Raw genomic sequence first — 17,122 nt, 5'->3', positions numbered from 1 at the left:
ATTATTTATGAATTGGGGATTTAAAATTACCGCAGTATTTGTAAGCTTTACGCTTTTAATTGGTTTTTTGGTGTACAAATCAGTGCACACCAAAATTGATTTGGTAAGCACAGATTATTACAAAGAAGAATTGCGCTTTCAACAACAAATTGATGGAACCCACAATGCCAATTTACTTTCAGCAGTAAAAGTGATACAAACAGACAGTACCATTGTGATTGTTTTTCCGGCAGAATTAAAAGGTGCAGCCATTGAGGGAGAAGCCTGGTTTTATTGTAAAACCAATGCAGATTTTGATAAAAAATTCCCAATTAAGATAGATGAAAATGATATAATGACACTTTCCAAAAAACCATTATTGAAAACAAATTATGCTTTGAAATTAAAATGGATTTCAAATAACAAAGATTATTATTCTGAACAGCCGGTAAATATTCAATAATGCAATGGGCGTTTATCATATCCGGATTAACTTTAGGTTTACTTAGCAGTTTTCATTGTGTAGGCATGTGCGGGCCTATTGCTTTTGCTTTACCACTTCCGCAGCAAAACCTGTATAAAAAAATAGCCGGTATTTTGCTGTACAATACTGGCCGCATTATTACCTATAGCAGTATGGGTATTGTTTTTGGTTTTATAGGCAGAATAATTTCCATTGCAGGATTTCAACAATATTTTTCTATCAGTATGGGGGTAATCATACTATTATATGTAAGCATTCCCTACTTCAGCAAACATATTTTTCACTTGGCATGGATGGATGGTTTTACCTATTGGATACAACAATATTTGGGCAAATTGTTACAAAAAAGAAAACTAAAAAATTTATTATTCATAGGCATTTTAAATGGCCTGTTACCTTGTGGTATGGTGTATTTTGCCATTGCGGGTTCATTGGCAGCGGGATCTGTAATAAACGGTTGGGGCTTTATGATTGCTTTTGGCTTGGGCACCCTTCCTTTCATGGCTTTACTTTCTTTTTTTGGGTTTATCATCAATATCCATACGCGTAATTATCTCAAAAAAATCATCCCGTATGCATTAGGGGTAATGGCTATCTTATTGATTATCAGAGGAATGAATCTGGGAATTCCATACCTAAGCCCTTATTTTAGCAGCACTTCAGGTAATGCGATATCGTGTCACTAAAATCATTAACATTTTATTGTTAAACCATTGACATTTCTTTCAGTCTTTATTACTGACATTTGTGTTGTGAATGTGATGAATAAATATTAATTTAGTGCAATAGAAGAAAAAACGATTTTAACGATGCAATGAAAACTTTTTTAACTCGTTAAACGTAAATAAGATAACAATTAGGCAAGTAGTCAATTTTCTCATAAGCAGTTAGTTTTGGTTGCGGCCTCGATTTCCATCGGGGCCAATCTTTTTAACCCCATACCATTTTTTTCTTTGCCACAACCATGCCAGCAAACAACCTGCTGCATCTGCTATCATATCATCCACATCAAATGAACGATGCGGTATAAAATATTTCTGTACAAACTCCATGGCAATTCCATACACCACACCCGCAATAACAATCCACACAATCCATACACGCCTTTTCCTGTAATCAGCAATTGTATTTGCAAATAAAAATACCATTCCAAAAAATAAAGTAATGTGGATCAGTTTATCTACATGCCATTGTTCTATCCAGCTAATATCGGGTAAATCATTGCCGGGCAAACATAAAAGAAATGTGGTAGTAAGCAACCAAATAATGGCAGCAATGATGTAGTAAGAAGTTCGTTTCAAACTATTTTTTTACAAAAATAAGGGAGCCATAAAAATAGCTCCCCTTCCATCTGAAAAACCCCTGCTAAGCAATCAGCAGGAATCATTATCCTCATGCATTTACATACGAAAAAAGCGCACCAACGGATGCGCTTTTATACATGAATCTTGTAAAAAATATAAGTAATCTATTTAACCTGAGATTTTTCCAAAAACATAGAGCTGATCTAAATGCGGTGTAGGACTACCACCCTTATTTTCCAGCGTAATGGCAAATGCCTGGGCATTTTGCACATTTTTTAATTTACACAACCCATTGCAATCGGCACCGAGTAATCCGGCATCAACAGGTTTACCATTTACCAAAGCCCACAACTGATATTGTTTATTTTCGGGTGCCTGTGGCAAACGATTGGGTAAGAGATATACTTCTTTAGATTGTTTATCCCAAAACACAGTTGCCAAATTGTTTTCTTTCCCTTTAATACCGGGCATAGATACTTTCAACATATTCGGATCGCTCATTAACTGCATGCTGTTGTAAATATCTAAAGCTTTTGTTTTATAAATATTCAACCCGGCTTCCAATGAATTTCTTTCATTAACCAATGCCAGATATTTGTTTTGTAGTTGTTCTACTTTGTTGAAGAAATAAATATTTAAACCGGCACTGGCCACTATGAGTATTACAGTTGCTGCCGCCGCATATTTATTCCAAAACAATGAAACAACTTTACCTGATGTTGTTGCCTGCTGATGGGTTGCAGTAATAGCCACATCATCAAATTCCTCATGCAATGTTTTAAACAACTGTTGTTTAATATGTGCAGGAGGCTGCTTGGCATTGGCCAGTGCCTGGGCTTCCAGCGAAGCCTCAAATGCAGCCAGTGCCTGATTAATTTCGGGATATTGTTTACGCAACTGCTCCAGTTCGGCAACTTCCTGTTCGGTGGCCAAACCTAATACGTAACTTTCAATTACCCCACTTTCTATGTAAGCCTGTATATCCAATTTCAATGGTGTTTTAACATTTGCCTTAACTGTATTAATGCAGTTCTCAATCTGGTTTTAACAGTACCCAAAGGTATATTCAGCATTTTCGATATTTCATCCTGTGTATAGCCTTCAAAATAAGCCAGTTCTACCAACTGCTTTTGTTCGGGTTTAAGCTGATGTACCACTTTTCGTAAACCAATTTGCTCTACTGCAATACTGGTGATACCCGCTTGTTCATATACGCTTTCCTGCAGTTCCCGGTTTTGCTGACTGTTTTGAAACCCTTTGCTTCTAATCATATCAATAGAAGCATTCCGGGCTATATTCAGCATCCAGGTAAACAGGCGCCCTTTCACCTCATCATACAGTGCTATTTGTTTCCAAATTTTTACAAACACTTCCTGTAACACATCGTTTGCCAGCTCACTGTCGGTAACAATATTTTGAATAATGCTATACAATGCACCTGAATAGTTATCATACAAATAACTAAAAGCAGCTTCTTGTCGTTGTTTCAACAACATAACCAGTTCAGGTTCACTGTATTTTTTTTCTTCTTGCAATGCTATTTTGGGTGTTTAATGCAGATGGTAACTGATATACGGCAAAATAACCGGTTTGGTTTTAGTGTACCAATTGTTGGTAGGCAGCAGCATCTAATAATTCGGCCACATCTGCAGGATTGTTTACTTTCATTTTAATCATCCATCCCGCTCCATAGGGGTCAGTATTCACTAATTCAGGTTGTTTTTCCAAAGCAGCGTTCACTTCTATAATGGTTCCTGCAACGGGTAAAAACAAATCGCTCACTGTTTTAACCGCTTCAACAGTACCAAAAACTGCCTCAGCATCCAAAGTTTGGTTATTGGCTATATCCACATAAACAATATCACCTAATTCACTTTGTGCAAAATCAGTAATACCTACGGTGGCCACATCACCTTCTAATTGTATCCATTCATGGTCTTTTGTGTAACGAAGATTAGCAGGAAAATTCATAGTGTATTTTTTTACAAATATTGTTAGAAAAATTGGTTTTATTGCATTAATTCAACAAAGTAATGGTTATTCTGATGTTCTTTAATGGTCTGTTTGCCTTATTGGTTGACTGAGCAGCAATTTTATCAATTACTTCTAAGCCACTAATTACCTGCCCAAAAACCGTGTATTGCTGGTCTAAGTATGGTGTGCCACCTATTCGTGCATAGCGTTCGGCCTGTTCTTTTGTATAGTGAAAATTAGGATTGGCAGGCTTCACCCGCTGCTGGTAATGCGTTTCCAAAGCTGTACTATCAAAAGTTTTACCCTGAACAATATAAAACTGGTAAGCGTGACTGGCTTTTCGGGGGTTTCCATCCCTTGCAGCAGCCAAAGCTCCACGTTCATGTATGATATCATTCCGAAACTCCGGTAATATTTGCTGATCGGGTGGCGTAGATGTGTATTGCATCGCCGATGTATCGGCTAATGTTTTGGTAGCCGGGTCACCTCCCTGTATCATGAATCCGGCAATTACCCTGTGAAAAATGGTACTATCGTATGCCCCTGCTGCTACATTTTTAATAAAATTATCACGATGATTGGGTGTATTGTTGTACAATTTAGCCACCATATTGCCGTATGGTGTGGTAAACAATACATATTGTTCTTTTACTTTTACCGGTTTTTGAGCATAGGTCATGGATACAAAACGCATCAAAACTATCATCATCAATACATACTTCATGTAATTTGTTTTTTGAAGCTATTCCTTATCCCAGTATGGTTGTTCAAAATACAAGAGGATATAATCTTTTAAAAAATTTTCCTGTTCGGGCAAAGCCATCACCGGTATTTCTTTCAACTGTTTAAAATGCGGCCATCCATCTTCGTCTTTTCCTTCCAAAATAAAATAGCCTCCCTGCGCCAATACTCTACAAACAGCTACATGCATTAAATCCTGCTTCTGTTCTTTCGATATTTTATCACGAATAAATCCCGTTTCCTGCATACCAATTAAAAACAAAACTGCTTCCAAATCAGGTTTTTTTCCAAACTGCTCCATTAACCGAGCCTCTAAAGCCCACCAGCGTTGTTGTAAATCATCTTGTACAAACATGCCGCAAAGGTAAATACTGTTTCTCTTTCCATATAAATTATCTCTTTATCTACGCCTATATTTGCTGCAAATTGCTATTTATGTTACAGGTACAGGTGCTGCGCAACAATCCGGAATGGGTAAAAGAAAGATTAGCGCTGAAACAGTTTAAACAACCGGAATTAGTAGATGAAATCATTGCTTTAGATGATCTGCGCCGTAAAACACAAGCTCAGTTTGATGCGGTACAGGCACAAGCGAATGCTGCCGCAAAAGAAATTGGCAAACTGATGGCACAGGGGCAAAAAGAAGCCGCTGAGACCATGAAAGCCAATGTTAGCAACCTGAAACAAGAAGCGGGCGCACTTAGCAATGCTTTAACCGAAACCGAAAAAAAATTACAGGAAAAAATTATTCAGTTACCCAACCTGCCTGCAGCCATCGTACCACCCGGCCGCTCTGCCGATGACAATGAAATTGTTAAGACCGGAGGTTCCATGCCTCAACTGCCTGAAAATGCACTACCACATTGGGAACTGATTAAACAATACGATTTAATTGATTTTGAAACCGGTGCCAAAATAACGGGTAGCGGCTTTCCGCTGTATAAAGGTAAAGGCGCCAAACTACAAAGAGCCCTGGTTCAGTATTTTTTGGATGAAAATACCGCAGCCGGTTATACTGAATACATACCGCCATTTATGGTGAATGAAGCCAGTGCCTATGGTACAGGCCAATTACCCGATAAAGAAGGGCAGATGTATCATGCTACGGAAGATAATTTTTACTTAATACCTACCGCAGAAGTTCCTGTAACCAATATTTACCGCGATACCATTTTGAGAGAAGAAGAACTGCCCATTAAAATGACAGCCTATTCACCCTGCTTTAGAAGAGAAGCCGGTAGTTTTGGAAAAGATGTACGCGGATTAAACCGACTGCACCAGTTTGAAAAAGTAGAAATTATTCAAATTGTACACCCCGATAACAGCTATGCAACACTTGATGCAATGGTAAACCATGTTGAACGATTATTGCAATTATTAGAATTGCCTTATCGCATTCTACGTTTGTGTGGTGGCGATATGGGCTTTACCTCTGCACTTACTTACGACTTTGAGGTATTTAGCGCTGCACAACAACGTTGGTTAGAGGTAAGCAGTGTGAGCAATTTTGAAAGCTTTCAAACCAATCGCTTAAAATGCAGGTTTAAAGATGCTACCGGCAAAACACAGTTGGCACACTCTTTAAACGGTAGCGCATTGGCGTTGCCCAGAATTGTTGCCGCTTTATTGGAAAATAATCAAAATTATAACGGCATTGCATTGCCGAAAGTATTGCATCGCTATTTTGGTGCAGAAGCCTTGGTTTAACAGCAGGCCGCACTTGAATAAATTTTTAAAACACCTACCCATGCCTAAATGGTTAAAGCGCACCGGCTATGTTTTACTGGCATTTTTTATTCTGCTTAATGTAATGATGGCCTCGCAGGCTTACTACTTTACACATTTTTTTCCGCTAACAGAAAAACCGGCTACTACTGCCCAAATGAGTGGCATGGCCAAATGGAAAGCATTGCTATTAGGAATGCCTTTTTATAAAAGCCGGGTAGTTGATTCTTTAAATCTTCCACACCAAAACATTACCATTGCTACCGCTGACGGACAGGAACTGGCTGCCTGGTTAATACCCAAAGACAGTGCACTCGGCACCATTATTCTGTTTCACGGGCACGGCAGTAATAAAAGTGCTTTAATTCCCGAAGAAAAGGCTTTTTACACTATGGGTTACCGTGTATTGGCGGTTGATTTCCAGGCACATGGCAACAGTACGGGAACTGCCTGTACCATTGGTTATCGCGAGGTGGCCGATGTAAAAGCTGCATACGATTATGTAAAAGCCCATACACAACAGCCCATTATTTTATATGGCATTTCATTGGGTGCTGCTACTATTTTACAGGCCATGCAACAATATGCATTAATACCCGATAAAATAATTTTGGAAATGCCTTTTGGTACTTTACAAAAAGCTGCCGAAGGCAAATTGCGTACCATGCATTTACCCGCAGAACCCCTGGCTGCCGCACTCACATTTTGGGGTGGTATTGAACAGGGTTTCTGGGCATTTAATTTAAAACCGGAAGATGCTGCTGCTGCTATTCATTGCCCGGTATTATTGCAATGGGGATTACAGGATCAAAGGGTTACACAAAATGAAACCAATACCATTTTTAAAAACCTTGCATCACATCATAAAGAAATGATGATATATGCCCTCAGCCACCACCAAAGCCTGTTACAAAATGAACCGGCTAAATGGGGGAAAACAGTCAGTGATTTTTTATACAAACAATACTAAGGTTCTATTATCACTTTTGTACCAATCGGTAACAGGTTGTATAATTCAATAATGTATTCATTTTTGGTACTGATACAACCTTCCGTCCATGCCTGATAACCATCTACCGAAAAATCTTCATGCGGCCAGGTACCATGTATACCAATACCACCCCCTATTGCTGCATGTGGCAATATAACGCCATTGGCTTTGCGTTGATTAAACTTTTCATAACTCTCCGCATTCGGATAATCTAATGCTAAAAACCGGCACCATTTAGGGTGTAGTTTTTTGCTCACAATATGAAAAATACCTTCGGGTGTTTTCCGATCACCGGCCATCATTTTATCCCCCAAATCTTTACTGCCAAATACCACCGGATATTTAGCTACCCATACTTGATTGCGGTTATACAGCGTTAAAGTGTAATCCGATTTTTTAATCACCACATAATAGTCATCTTTATCCACTCCCGAACGGGTAAAAGAAACACTGCTGAAAGCAAGTGCAGCAAGCAATACAAAGGGATGCAGGTTTTGCCGAAATTTCATAACGGAATATATTTCTAAAATTATGCCGATATACCGCTTTTTAATATTTTAGAAAAACATTCACGTTTGCCTAACTCCAAAATAAAAACACCTCTTAGAAAAGAAGTGTTTGTTCAACTACATATAACATGAGAAAAAAACTAAAATCTGCTGAACCTTATACCCACTGCATAGGGTATTTGATCTAACCCCGTACTTTCTTTATACAAGTTATTCAGGCTGTAGCTGCCATACAAACGTATGGGGCCTAATCCCAATTCTCCAATGGCTGCTACACGCCAGGGTTGTAAATTAAAATCTCCTTTATATTTTTGTTTTCCACGTTCACCACTAATTTGTTTATTACGGCTATTGATTAAATAACCGGCACTAACGCCTGCACTAAAACTCAATCCATTGTCTTTAGAGGGTGTTAAATTAAAGTTTACCATAAAGGGTACGGTTAAATAGCCTACATATAATTTATTTTTTGTAAAAGGAATACTATCATTTAATACCATGGGTTGTGGTGTATTTCTAAAACTGATATTATTATCGAATCGCAGGTTATACATTTCCAATCCTAATCCATATTTTAAGTTAACCACATGCTTAGTAACATTGAGTTTTTGCATAAAAAACCAAATGTTGACATTAGATGATTTGCGGGCATTGAGGTTAAAACTGTTTTTGGTAACAGGATTACCATTTACGGTGGTTAAATAACCTGCACTTTGGGCGGTGGTGTAATTGGTATTATCGTTCAGGTTGGCAAAACCCAAATCTAATATGCCCCAATTGGTTGTTACATTATCATTACGCTTTTTATTAGTTGGCCGATCGGTATCAAAATTGATGCTTACCACTTTGTTATGGCGTGCAGTAGCCTGCTTCTGCGGGGTACGATTATTTTTGTTTTTTTGAATAATGACAAAATTACCTACCTGTATGGTATCTGATTTTATCAGAATACTATCTACCTGAACCACTACACTATCCCTGTTTTGGGCAGAAATACTGCCGGCTGCGCAAAGCATACCTGCTACAATTATCCATTGCTTCATATCATTTCAATTTTAATTATTAACGTAATTTTGCTGTTGCGGTTAATTTTTCCTGAACGCCTGTTTCCTGCGAACGTAGGGTATGTAATAAACCGCCTGCTTTTTGTAAAATACCGTTTACTTTATTTTTGTTAATAAGTATGTTATTAATGTAAACCGAACCATTGTTATCATTATCTGTCTCCAATAACCTGTATACCACTGGTTGTGCCACTACTGTTGTATTTTTTTCCATCACATTTTCAGGCGCTTTTGCAGCTATTGCATTTGCAGGTACCGCCTGATCGGTAATCTTGGTAGCCGATATGGCAATGGTGTTAGCCGGTGCGGTTATGGTACCGCCATTTATGGGTTGCAAAGAATGCTGATCTACTGCTAATGTGGTAACTTTTTCAGTAGCAGGGTTATGGGTTATGGTTTGCAGTGCCTTTGTTTTGGGAGTTACTGCTTTTTCTTTTACAGCGGCCAATTTCGCTGTATTTTGCTGTAATGCTTTTGCATTTGAATTAGCAGCTTCCAATGGTAAAGTTTCTGTTTTAACCCGTGCCGCATCATTCGGTATATTGTTTTGCAAAGCCACGGTTTCTTTAACCTGCTCCAACTTTTTTTGTTGTACCGGCGGTGCTATTTGCCAAAGCAATATTCCTACTGCCAAAAGTACGGCGGCGGCCATCATGCGTTGCCAAAGTACCACTACCGGTTTTTTCTCGTGGCGGTATAAAGCAGCTTTATCAGCAAACACTATTTTTTCATCGGGTAATTTTGCTGCTTGTAATACCACTATCTGTTCAGCTAATGCTGCATCATCCAACATGGCTTCCTGAATGACGGCGGCTGTATGGCTGTCTGATTCCCCATCTATAAAATTCAATAGTTCTGCTTCCTCAAAATGGGTTTTCAGGCGTTTCAGTAAAGCAGTTTTATAAGGATATAATACTGCCTCCGGTGGTAATTTAGCCTGTTGTAAAGCTTTGAGCTCTGCTGCTAAATCCGAATTCAATACCAGATAGTTTTCTACCGCCAGTCTTTCTATGGCCGATAATTCGCCATCTACATAGCGCATCAGCCAGGATTCAATATTATTGCGGTTGATTTTCATCATATCACATCACATTTTCAGGGCTTACTAAATAATTCCGCAGGGTTATACGGGCTCTGTGCAGGTACACTTTCACCTGACTTTCATTTAATCCGGTTATCTCACCTATTTCCTGATAACTATACCCTTCATAATCTTTCAGCATCACCAAACTTTTTTGCAATTCATTCAATTGTTCCAATGCCTTCATTAAATTTTGATGCCCCATGGCATTGGGTTGTTTTATGTTGCCTATGGCTTCTTCTCCAAAATCTTCCTGTAAATCTATGCGCTTGTTTTTGCGGATATGGTCAATCATCTGGTGGTAAGCAATGGTAAACAAATACGATTTTTCTTTTCCTTCCTGCACCTGCGCCCTGTTGACCCATAGTTTCTCGAAGGCAGACTGAACAATGTCCTTTGCATCTGCTTCATGACGCAAATTCTTCCATATAAACCGATATACATTGTCTGCATATTCGTTTACACATTGGTTATACATTTTTTCAGTCATAAACAGTAATAGGCTGCTTTTAAGTGAAACGTGCTGGTGGTAAAAAAGTTACAGGTAAATAAAAAAATTTTGCGTTTTATCTATCCTACTATTGGCAATATTAAAAATAGGCGGCAATATTAAATTTATTGGCAGGCTCCCGAAAATAATGGTCAGGTGTAGGTTGACCGGCAGGTTGTTGCACAGGAATATTGCATTGTGGGCACTGCTTACCGGTTTCCCATTGTTTCATAACCCATAAACAGGCTATGCCTATCACCATTAATACCAATAATTGCAGCAACGACTTGGCCATTGTTTGATTGATTTTGTATTAAAACGTGCTTAATGAAAAGAAGTTACAGCCTAAGCAAAAATGGTTCTTTTGGGTGAGTTTCTACCTGTAAGCTTATAAGTAACCATGGATACACGAATTTTGTATTTTGAAATGAATAACCCAACATCTGTTTACCCTATTCCTTTGCACCCTTGGCGAGCAACCTTTGCTGGCTTTGCGTGCCACCCAACACTTTTATTAGTTGCCACGAATGCACGAATAGGGTCTGAACTATGATTTATAGGATTTATAGGATTTAATGATTACCCTGATAGGTGCCTAACGGATATCCATTTGCGGAAGCAACAAGCTGCATTACGCCCCATGTATTGTTCTTACTCGGGCACCCGAAGTTTCTCCACAAACACCTTTATTTCAGAAAACTATATCCCACCCATCTTCCTATGTATGCTCCCCTTTGCGCCCTTGGCGAGCAACCTTTGCTGGCTTTGCGTGCCACCCAACACTTTTATTAGTTGCCACGAATGCACGAAGGATTTTAGATGCTTGGCTATTTGGCTAAAAATGGAGTGGCTTAGCTCGTACCACTTTATCAATTCCTGATGTGCTAAGTAAATTATTATTTTGGATTAGAAATTTTGGATTTCTTTCTCAAACTGTTCTTTAGAAATACCTAAGGTTTTGAGATTTGTATGAATATGCAAAATGGGAATCTCCTTATATTTTGTTCTTATGGTAATGGTTCTTATTAACCTCTTAGGATGGCCTTTGGGATAATTATAATGGTCATGAGATGCTTTGGTTCGTTCATATTTCAAACCCAAACTTTCTAACCATGCAATGAATTTATGAGTAGCGATGATTTGTTTTACACCCATGTCTCTAACAAACTGGAACGCTCCAGTTTTCATTGAATTGTTGTCTTAATACTCCGGCTGGAATATTTAGCTCAACCATGGCAGGAGGTTCGGCTTTTTTGTGGTTGTGAATATTAAAAGTCCATCCATTTTTAACTAAATCATCATGTAGTGTATCATTTTCTTTACATTCTTCAAGGTATGCTTCCATTACTTCATCAAAACCAACTTTAGCATCATCAATAGTATCGCCGTAAGAAGAAAGATTTAAAGAAGGGCAGTATGCAACATAGTAATCACCCTGTTGAAGTACTAACACATTCAACTGAAGCTCAATTACGTTGTCAAACCCATCTGTTTTAATGTAATTTTTCATGTTTTATCAGAATACCAATTTTTATGTCCAGAAAGTATGCCGATAGATTGCGTTTACATTCTAAAAATTTCAGGAAATAAAATTAGGCATTTATTTGACATGACAAACTATCTTTAAAAATGAGTAGCATTCAACTATTGGCTACCACGAATGCACGAAGGGTTATTGTGGCTAACAATGGATGAACACAGCAACCCAACCACCCAATGACTAATACCCAAAAACCAGCACCCAAAAACCACAAAATACCTGTGCCACAAATACCCGAAGGTTTTTCATACGTGTTCATTTGTACTATTCGTGGTTAACAATTAGTGATCCAATTCCAAATTTGCATTTTTTTGCAAAAATGGAATCCAATTCTAAATTTACATATTTTTGCAAAAATGGAATCCATGATACCAAGGGCTATTTTACCGCAGGCGCAATTGTATTTATCACAATTTAGAGCAGTTTGCATTACAGGGCCCCGGCAAAGCGGTAAAACAACATTAAGCAAAATGCTTTTTAAAAAGCAGCCTTATGTAAATTTTGAAAATCCCGATACACAGGCAAAAGCCGAAGAAAATCCGGCTGCATTTTTACAAAATTATACCAACGGTGCAATTTTTGATGAAGTGCAACGATTGCCTGTGCTATTCAGGTATTTACAGGAAATTTTAGACAATAACCAGTCTCGCGGCCAGTTTATACTAACAGGTTCTAATCATTTTTTATTACAGGAACAGATGTCTCAATCGCTGGCAGGAAGAACAGGCTATTTAACTTTACTGCCATTAAGCTATGCTGAGTTATCACAAACCCATGCATTCAAACAAAAAAAACATACCCTACAACAACTTATTTTAACCGGTGGTTATCCTGAAATATGGCATGAACAATTGCAGCCCCATATTTGGCTGGCTTCTTATTTGCAAACCTATGTACAAAGAGATGTGCGATTATTAAAAAACATTGGCAACTTAGCCGCATTTACTAAACTAATATATTTATGTGCAGCGCATGCCGGACAATTATTAAACCGCGAAACCTTTGCATCGGCTATTGGGGTAGATACCAAAACCATACAATCCTGGCTGGGCTTATTGGAAAACAGTTATATAGTGTATCTATTACCGCCCTGGTATAATAACACCGGTAAACGTTTGATTAAAAGCCCAAAACTTTATTTTTATGATACAGGGCTTTTGTGCTTTTTATTACAAATAAGAACCGCTACACAGTTACAGCAACATCCTGCCTATGGCGCTATTATGGAGAATTGGGTGATATCTGAAATTAAAAAAAACCGACTCAATGAAGGATTCCCCGATAACCTACACTTTTATAGAGATAGTACAGGCAATGAAATAGATATAGTATTCGAAAAAAATGGCATTGATATGGCCATTGAAATAAAAGGAAGTAAAAAATGGGATACCGGCATGCTGCGTGGTTTACATTACTGGGATAAACATCATCCCCATGCGCAAAAGATGTTAATCTATGCAGGAGAAGAAAGTACAATGATCACCGATCAGTTACAAGTTGCCTCCTGGAGAACCATTGGCGACATATAAAATTGAAAGCTTACCAACCACCGAAGAACAACCACTCGTTACACAACCACCCAAAGACCACCCATTGTAACTATTCATTAGCCAGTAGCAATGCCTGCAACTCAATTTCCGCAGATAATCGAAAATCTGTTTGCCTTATTTTAGCCATAATGGGTTTTATACTTGGAATGATTCCCTTCAGCTTTGCTTTCACAACAATACCAATTGTACCGTATAGTTCAAGCCAAGTTTATCTGCAATTTTCGGGCTTTAATATCATCCAAAACAATGGTACTATCGGGTATTTCCAACGCTAAGGCTATAGCACTGGATTCCCCTTTGTCTATTTGTAATTCTAAAATTTGTTGTTTTGATTTATCTTTCACTTCCACTATTTCTACCCATTCCGGAAGCAATGCCCCCATATTCCATCGCAATATCAACAGTAGTGGTTATTTGCCCATAAACTTTGTGCAAAAGTTCAAGTTCATCAATTTTGGAAAATATAATGAAACAACTTGTGTCAGCAATAATTGTTCTATGCATTGGCAACATCTCTTGGAAGGTGGTTGGCAGGATAATTGAAAATTGAAACATTATACCTGCCTAATAGTTCTGCAAAAGTGCTTTTTGTAAGGCCTGCAAGTTCAGCGGCTTGCCCAAGCGATAATTTTCCCTGTTCATAAAGTTGGCCGGCAACCAGCATAGCCATTTGCGTATTATCCAAATCCACATTGTCTGGTATTTGTAGCGTCATAACTTTCATACATCAAATTTACCTTTTTTAATGGAACTGTCAAATTATAAGGCGTACCCTCCATGTACCTGCCTGCAACACAATGAAATAGGCACGTAGATTTTTTTATTCGTGTTCATTCGTGTCATCCGTTCCTAAAAATGAGTGAACCTCAAGCGCAGCAGATACATACATCCCAAAACTTTGAAATAACAATCCGGCCTAATCTATTGCCATGTTTTTTTAGTTGATAGTCATTATTTATTTTTACTCTATGGGAAATAAAACATTAGAGGGCTTTCATGGTACTGATATAAAAAGTTCGAAAGAAATTATCAAGTCTGGCTTTAAAGTGTCTAAGGGCGACCAACATTGGTTATAGGGGATGGGAGGCTTACTTTTTTGGAGGGTTGGGGAATTTTTTAAAACCAATTTTTCGTTGGGTTGACTTTGCAAGCTCTTGACAAAGCTTTGGTCTGCGTGTTGGCTTGTGGGGCTTTGGCAATGTGTTTGCAAATGCGTTGGGTTTTCATTTTGTCAATTTAAACAAATGTTTTTATTTAGAACAAATATTTGTTTTGTAATGAAACAATTTTTATCTTTGTTCCGTTAAACAACGAAACGCATACATAATTGATATGAACATAAAATTGTTACAAAAGCAAATTGGTCAGAGGATAGCCGAACTCCGTAAAATGAAGGGCTTGTCTCAGGAAGATTTGGCTAAAAATGTCAAGATTTCCCGTCCGTCATTGGCTCAGATTGAGTTAGGAAACAGAAGTATTGATGTTCTGGAACTGCAAAAACTATCGCAAGTTTTAGGGTTCTCATTGGATGATTTTATGTCTAAAGATTTCTCTGCAAGCCAGGAGGTTTTTGTCAAAGAAGAAAAAAAGGCAAAGAAAGAAGAAGAACGTATTTCGGTGCCAACGCTACAAGTCAATAAGTTTAAAAACGTTTTGTTGTATATACTTGAGCGTTGTGCAGGTAAACCCAATGTTGGCGAAACTGTTCTTTACAAACTGCTTTATTTCGCCGACTTTAACTATTATGAATTGTATGAGGAACATTTAACAGGTGCTAAATATCGAAAGTTGCCCTTTGGTCCTGTGCCACAAAAGTTAGATACAATCATCAACCAAATGATTGAAAATGGAGAAATTGAACGAATTAAGGTTCCGTATTTTGATAAAATTCAAACACGATATATCCCTTTGGTTTCAGCTGATTTGAAAACCATAAATGGAGCAGAAAAAGAAGTGATTGATAAAGTTATCGAACAGTTTAGTGATTGGTCTGCTGCTGCTATCAGCAACTATTCTCATAAGGATATGCCTTGGCTGGCTTCAAAAGAAGGAGAAGAAATAAATTATGAATTAGCTTTTTATAGAGATGCCCCTTTCTCTGTAAGAAACTACGGAGATGAAATTGAAGAACAATGACCTTTGATGAATTAACTGAATTTAAAAAGGACTTGAAAAACCTTTTGAAAAAATATAGAACGCTAAATGAAGATTTAGGCGTGGTTAAAAAAGTGTTGGAGATTACACCCGATGAAAGACCACCGTTTAGTTTTCGTATTGATAATTTGGGTTTAGAAACGTGTATCATAAAGGTTAAAAAAATTGCTTGTAAAGCATTAAAAGGTAGAGGAGTAAATTCAGGTTTGAGATTGATTTATGCTCACTTTTCTGACGAACAAAAAATCACTTTCATTGAATTGTATCATAAAAACGATAAGGAAAATGAAGATAGAAACAGAATTACGGACAATTTTAAATAAGTAAACTATGTCAAGAAAAAACAATACTGATAGAAACGGTAGTTCTTTTAGTGAACAAATTGGCAACCTTTTTAATCCTGACAATCAGGCTATATGCCTAGTATGCTGCCCTTATTGAACTTTGTTGCGATGGCAAAAAAGAAAGGGAACAAAAAATAATTTGATTAATCATACAATTTCCTTCGCCCACAAAAAAACCCGGCAAATGCCGGGTGGTGAAGAATTATTTTTTTATAAAAAGCGTCCTTTATACCGCATTCTTATCTCCCCAAAAAGCGGTTTTAAGGGTTAGGAATATAATTTTAGCATCTAACCACAGGCTCCAATTTTGTATATACCAAATATCATGGTTTACCCTGCCCTGCATGGCATTGGCAGATTGGGTGGGCCCACGATATCCCGAAACCTGCGCCCAACCGGTAACGCCGGGTTTTACCAAATACCGCAATGGATAATTTTCTATTACCCCTTCAGAAACCTCATTGAGCTCAATAGGGTGCGGCCGGGGGCCAATTATGGACATGTTCCCCATTAATACATTCCAAAACTGCGGCAGCTCATCTAAACTGGTTTTGCGCAAAAATTTACCCACCATTGTTACCCGTGGATCTGCTGCTTTGGCCTGTAAATAATTACCCTGCTCATCTACATTGGGGCAATTGGCAAACATGGTTCTAAATTTATAACAGGTAAAAGTAGTATTGTTTACCCCATTACGCTGCTGTTGAAAGAAAACAGGCCCCTTAGATGTACATTTTATTAACAAAATAATAATAGGAAATAGCCAGGAAAAAACGAGTAGAAACAAAATTGAAGTAAATACTACATCAAAAAAACGCTTGGCAAAACTGTTATTTACCATCTCCGCCTTGTAATACAATTCTGAGGCTTCATCCCGAACCTCCCCATCCAATGCAATAGCAGCCGTTTCCCTTCTTTTTAAAAATGTTTGCAGCATAAGTATATTTTTAAACGTTTATATCTGAGAAATAAACATTTTTCAATTGGGGGGGTAAACAAATGTAGGAAAAAGATTAATACAACCAAATCAAACAATAAATTAACAACTCCCTATTCAAATTCATTATTCACCCTAAAACCCTGTTCCTTTAAAAACTGTTCACGTTTAAACAATTCTACATCGGCTGCTACCATTTCAGTTACCATTTCTGCCAATGTATAGGTGGGGGTCCATCCTAATTTTTCTTTTGCT

The 17,122-nt window shown here is 37.9% G+C and carries 24 protein-coding genes; 7 read left to right on the top strand and 17 right to left on the bottom strand.

The genetic code is table 11. The features are described 5' to 3' along the window. The first annotated feature begins 7 nt into the window (after positions 1 to 7). Both JK139_RS12555 and JK139_RS12550 read left to right on the top strand, forming a co-directional pair. Positions 8 to 442 carry a FixH family protein gene (locus JK139_RS12555; protein WP_074417379.1) on the top strand — a complete coding sequence of 145 codons (435 nt, stop codon included), beginning with the start codon at positions 8 to 10 and terminating at the stop codon, positions 440 to 442. Then, the gene (locus JK139_RS12550) at positions 442 to 1,149 is read left to right on the top strand and encodes a sulfite exporter TauE/SafE family protein (protein WP_218331418.1); all 708 of its coding nucleotides are present in this window, start codon (positions 442 to 444) and stop codon (positions 1,147 to 1,149) included. Before JK139_RS12555 ends, JK139_RS12550 begins: the two co-directional genes overlap by 1 nt. A 201-nt stretch (positions 1,150 to 1,350) precedes the next feature. Here the strand turns inward: JK139_RS12550 and JK139_RS12545 are convergent, their stop codons facing one another. The 6 genes from JK139_RS12545 to JK139_RS12520 form a co-directional block, all read right to left on the bottom strand. Then, positions 1,351 to 1,764, bottom strand: a complete 414-nt coding sequence (locus JK139_RS12545) for a VanZ family protein (RefSeq protein WP_074419073.1) — start codon at positions 1,762 to 1,764, stop codon at positions 1,351 to 1,353. 171 nt (positions 1,765 to 1,935) lie between these two features. Beyond that, positions 1,936 to 2,754 carry an anti-sigma factor gene (locus JK139_RS12540; RefSeq protein ID WP_074419072.1) on the bottom strand — a complete coding sequence of 273 codons (819 nt, stop codon included), beginning with the start codon at positions 2,752 to 2,754 and terminating at the stop codon, positions 1,936 to 1,938. Positions 2,755 to 2,756: 2 nt separating this feature from the next. Beyond that, the gene (locus tag JK139_RS12535; RefSeq protein WP_074419087.1) at positions 2,757 to 3,263 is read right to left on the bottom strand and encodes an RNA polymerase sigma factor; all 507 of its coding nucleotides are present in this window, start codon (positions 3,261 to 3,263) and stop codon (positions 2,757 to 2,759) included. A gap of 100 nt (positions 3,264 to 3,363) precedes the next feature. Further along, a complete protein-coding gene (gcvH, locus tag JK139_RS12530) occupies positions 3,364 to 3,738 on the bottom strand; it encodes a glycine cleavage system protein GcvH (RefSeq protein ID WP_074419071.1) in 375 nt (124 codons plus the stop codon). Between the two features lie 46 nt (positions 3,739 to 3,784). Next, a complete protein-coding gene (locus JK139_RS12525; protein ID WP_074419070.1) occupies positions 3,785 to 4,465 on the bottom strand; it encodes a peptidylprolyl isomerase in 681 nt (226 codons plus the stop codon). Positions 4,466 to 4,483: 18 nt separating this feature from the next. Beyond that, positions 4,484 to 4,837, bottom strand: a complete 354-nt coding sequence (locus JK139_RS12520) for a hypothetical protein (protein ID WP_218331417.1) — start codon at positions 4,835 to 4,837, stop codon at positions 4,484 to 4,486. Between the two features lie 80 nt (positions 4,838 to 4,917). On the opposite strand from JK139_RS12520, the gene serS reads away from it, so the two are divergent. Together serS and JK139_RS12510 are read left to right on the top strand one after the other, a co-directional pair. After that, positions 4,918 to 6,189: a serine--tRNA ligase gene (serS, locus tag JK139_RS12515; RefSeq protein ID WP_218331416.1), complete on the top strand. Its 1,272-nt coding sequence runs from the start codon at positions 4,918 to 4,920 to the stop codon at positions 6,187 to 6,189. 40 nt (positions 6,190 to 6,229) lie between these two features. Beyond that, positions 6,230 to 7,177, top strand: coding sequence for an alpha/beta hydrolase (locus tag JK139_RS12510; RefSeq protein ID WP_218331415.1), 948 nt, complete (start codon positions 6,230 to 6,232; stop codon positions 7,175 to 7,177). Here the strand turns inward: JK139_RS12510 and JK139_RS12505 are convergent. The 7 genes from JK139_RS12505 to JK139_RS12475 all read right to left on the bottom strand — a co-directional run bounded on the left by JK139_RS12505 (position 7,174) and on the right by JK139_RS12475 (position 11,852). Then, entirely contained in the window at positions 7,174 to 7,707 is a 534-nt protein-coding gene (locus tag JK139_RS12505) for a L,D-transpeptidase family protein (RefSeq protein ID WP_074418060.1), read from the bottom strand. The genes JK139_RS12510 and JK139_RS12505 overlap by 4 nt on opposite strands. Before the next feature lie 140 nt (positions 7,708 to 7,847). Next, on the bottom strand, positions 7,848 to 8,750 hold the full coding sequence (locus JK139_RS12500; protein ID WP_218331414.1) for an outer membrane beta-barrel protein: 903 nt from the start codon (positions 8,748 to 8,750) through the stop codon (positions 7,848 to 7,850). Between the two features lie 19 nt (positions 8,751 to 8,769). Continuing rightward, complete coding sequence (locus tag JK139_RS12495) at positions 8,770 to 9,852, bottom strand: anti-sigma factor family protein (protein WP_218331413.1); 1,083 nt, start codon at positions 9,850 to 9,852, stop codon at positions 8,770 to 8,772. 1 nt (position 9,853) lies between these two features. Next, positions 9,854 to 10,342: an RNA polymerase sigma factor gene (locus JK139_RS12490; protein WP_218331412.1), complete on the bottom strand. Its 489-nt coding sequence runs from the start codon at positions 10,340 to 10,342 to the stop codon at positions 9,854 to 9,856. A gap of 100 nt (positions 10,343 to 10,442) precedes the next feature. After that, entirely contained in the window at positions 10,443 to 10,637 is a 195-nt protein-coding gene (locus JK139_RS12485) for a hypothetical protein (protein WP_074418064.1), read from the bottom strand. Between the two features lie 611 nt (positions 10,638 to 11,248). Next, positions 11,249 to 11,497 (bottom strand): hypothetical protein, encoded by a 249-nt coding sequence (locus JK139_RS12480; protein ID WP_074419066.1) that lies wholly within the window; start codon positions 11,495 to 11,497, stop codon positions 11,249 to 11,251. Between the two features lie 4 nt (positions 11,498 to 11,501). Continuing rightward, a complete protein-coding gene (locus JK139_RS12475; protein ID WP_218331411.1) occupies positions 11,502 to 11,852 on the bottom strand; it encodes a type II toxin-antitoxin system HicB family antitoxin in 351 nt (116 codons plus the stop codon). A 395-nt stretch (positions 11,853 to 12,247) separates the two neighbouring features. Here JK139_RS12475 and JK139_RS12470 point away from each other — a divergent pair, with 395 nt between their 5' ends. After that, positions 12,248 to 13,411 (top strand): ATP-binding protein, encoded by a 1,164-nt coding sequence (locus JK139_RS12470; protein ID WP_218331410.1) that lies wholly within the window; start codon positions 12,248 to 12,250, stop codon positions 13,409 to 13,411. Positions 13,412 to 13,481: 70 nt separating this feature from the next. On the opposite strand, the gene JK139_RS15905 is transcribed toward JK139_RS12470, so the two are convergent. From JK139_RS15905 to JK139_RS12455, 3 genes are all read right to left on the bottom strand, one after another. Then, positions 13,482 to 13,610 (bottom strand): DUF3368 domain-containing protein, encoded by a 129-nt coding sequence (locus JK139_RS15905; RefSeq protein WP_394369757.1) that lies wholly within the window; start codon positions 13,608 to 13,610, stop codon positions 13,482 to 13,484. Between the two features lie 19 nt (positions 13,611 to 13,629). Beyond that, positions 13,630 to 13,815 (bottom strand): hypothetical protein, encoded by a 186-nt coding sequence (locus JK139_RS12460; protein WP_218331409.1) that lies wholly within the window; start codon positions 13,813 to 13,815, stop codon positions 13,630 to 13,632. A gap of 113 nt (positions 13,816 to 13,928) precedes the next feature. Further along, a complete protein-coding gene (locus JK139_RS12455) occupies positions 13,929 to 14,156 on the bottom strand; it encodes a UPF0175 family protein (protein ID WP_074418067.1) in 228 nt (75 codons plus the stop codon). Between the two features lie 608 nt (positions 14,157 to 14,764). On the opposite strand from JK139_RS12455, the gene JK139_RS12450 reads away from it, so the two are divergent. After that, on the top strand, positions 14,765 to 15,568 hold the full coding sequence (locus JK139_RS12450) for a type II toxin-antitoxin system antitoxin SocA domain-containing protein (RefSeq protein WP_218331408.1): 804 nt from the start codon (positions 14,765 to 14,767) through the stop codon (positions 15,566 to 15,568). Then, positions 15,565 to 15,909, top strand: coding sequence for a hypothetical protein (locus tag JK139_RS12445; RefSeq protein WP_074418069.1), 345 nt, complete (start codon positions 15,565 to 15,567; stop codon positions 15,907 to 15,909). Before JK139_RS12450 ends, JK139_RS12445 begins: the two co-directional genes overlap by 4 nt. Positions 15,910 to 16,156: 247 nt before the next feature. Here the strand turns inward: JK139_RS12445 and JK139_RS12440 are convergent, their stop codons facing one another. Then, a complete protein-coding gene (locus tag JK139_RS12440) occupies positions 16,157 to 16,867 on the bottom strand; it encodes a sugar transferase (protein ID WP_218331407.1) in 711 nt (236 codons plus the stop codon). Between the last annotated feature and the right edge of the window lie 255 nt (positions 16,868 to 17,122).

Source organism: Hydrotalea lipotrueae, assembly GCF_019249625.1.
GTDB lineage: Bacteria > Bacteroidota > Bacteroidia > Chitinophagales > Chitinophagaceae > Hydrotalea > Hydrotalea flava.
The sequence above is the reverse complement of the archived record's forward strand: the minus strand, read 5'-3'. Positions and strand labels throughout refer to the sequence as shown.

What these genes read in the sequence shown, in the direction of transcription:
- JK139_RS12555 (WP_074417379.1), top strand. Translation starts at nt 8, where the DNA reads ATGAATTGGGGATTTAAAATTACCGCAGTATTTGTAAGCTTTACGCTT.
- JK139_RS12550 (WP_218331418.1), top strand. Translation starts at nt 442, where the DNA reads ATGCAATGGGCGTTTATCATATCCGGATTAACTTTAGGTTTACTTAGC.
- JK139_RS12535 (WP_074419087.1), bottom strand. Translation starts at nt 3,263, where the DNA reads ATGTTGTTGAAACAACGACAAGAAGCTGCTTTTAGTTATTTGTATGAT.
- gcvH (WP_074419071.1), bottom strand. Translation starts at nt 3,738, where the DNA reads ATGAATTTTCCTGCTAATCTTCGTTACACAAAAGACCATGAATGGATA.
- JK139_RS12525 (WP_074419070.1), bottom strand. Translation starts at nt 4,465, where the DNA reads ATGAAGTATGTATTGATGATGATAGTTTTGATGCGTTTTGTATCCATG.
- JK139_RS12520 (WP_218331417.1), bottom strand. Translation starts at nt 4,837, where the DNA reads ATGTTTGTACAAGATGATTTACAACAACGCTGGTGGGCTTTAGAGGCT.
- serS (WP_218331416.1), top strand. Translation starts at nt 4,918, where the DNA reads ATGTTACAGGTACAGGTGCTGCGCAACAATCCGGAATGGGTAAAAGAA.
- JK139_RS12510 (WP_218331415.1), top strand. Translation starts at nt 6,230, where the DNA reads ATGCCTAAATGGTTAAAGCGCACCGGCTATGTTTTACTGGCATTTTTT.
- JK139_RS12505 (WP_074418060.1), bottom strand. Translation starts at nt 7,707, where the DNA reads ATGAAATTTCGGCAAAACCTGCATCCCTTTGTATTGCTTGCTGCACTT.
- JK139_RS12500 (WP_218331414.1), bottom strand. Translation starts at nt 8,750, where the DNA reads ATGAAGCAATGGATAATTGTAGCAGGTATGCTTTGCGCAGCCGGCAGT.
- JK139_RS12495 (WP_218331413.1), bottom strand. Translation starts at nt 9,852, where the DNA reads ATGATGAAAATCAACCGCAATAATATTGAATCCTGGCTGATGCGCTAT.
- JK139_RS12490 (WP_218331412.1), bottom strand. Translation starts at nt 10,342, where the DNA reads ATGACTGAAAAAATGTATAACCAATGTGTAAACGAATATGCAGACAAT.
- JK139_RS12485 (WP_074418064.1), bottom strand. Translation starts at nt 10,637, where the DNA reads ATGGCCAAGTCGTTGCTGCAATTATTGGTATTAATGGTGATAGGCATA.
- JK139_RS12480 (WP_074419066.1), bottom strand. Translation starts at nt 11,497, where the DNA reads ATGGGTGTAAAACAAATCATCGCTACTCATAAATTCATTGCATGGTTA.
- JK139_RS12475 (WP_218331411.1), bottom strand. Translation starts at nt 11,852, where the DNA reads ATGAAAAATTACATTAAAACAGATGGGTTTGACAACGTAATTGAGCTT.
- JK139_RS12470 (WP_218331410.1), top strand. Translation starts at nt 12,248, where the DNA reads ATGATACCAAGGGCTATTTTACCGCAGGCGCAATTGTATTTATCACAA.
- JK139_RS12460 (WP_218331409.1), bottom strand. Translation starts at nt 13,815, where the DNA reads ATGGGGGCATTGCTTCCGGAATGGGTAGAAATAGTGGAAGTGAAAGAT.
- JK139_RS12455 (WP_074418067.1), bottom strand. Translation starts at nt 14,156, where the DNA reads ATGAAAGTTATGACGCTACAAATACCAGACAATGTGGATTTGGATAAT.
- JK139_RS12450 (WP_218331408.1), top strand. Translation starts at nt 14,765, where the DNA reads ATGAACATAAAATTGTTACAAAAGCAAATTGGTCAGAGGATAGCCGAA.
- JK139_RS12445 (WP_074418069.1), top strand. Translation starts at nt 15,565, where the DNA reads ATGACCTTTGATGAATTAACTGAATTTAAAAAGGACTTGAAAAACCTT.
- JK139_RS12440 (WP_218331407.1), bottom strand. Translation starts at nt 16,867, where the DNA reads ATGCTGCAAACATTTTTAAAAAGAAGGGAAACGGCTGCTATTGCATTG.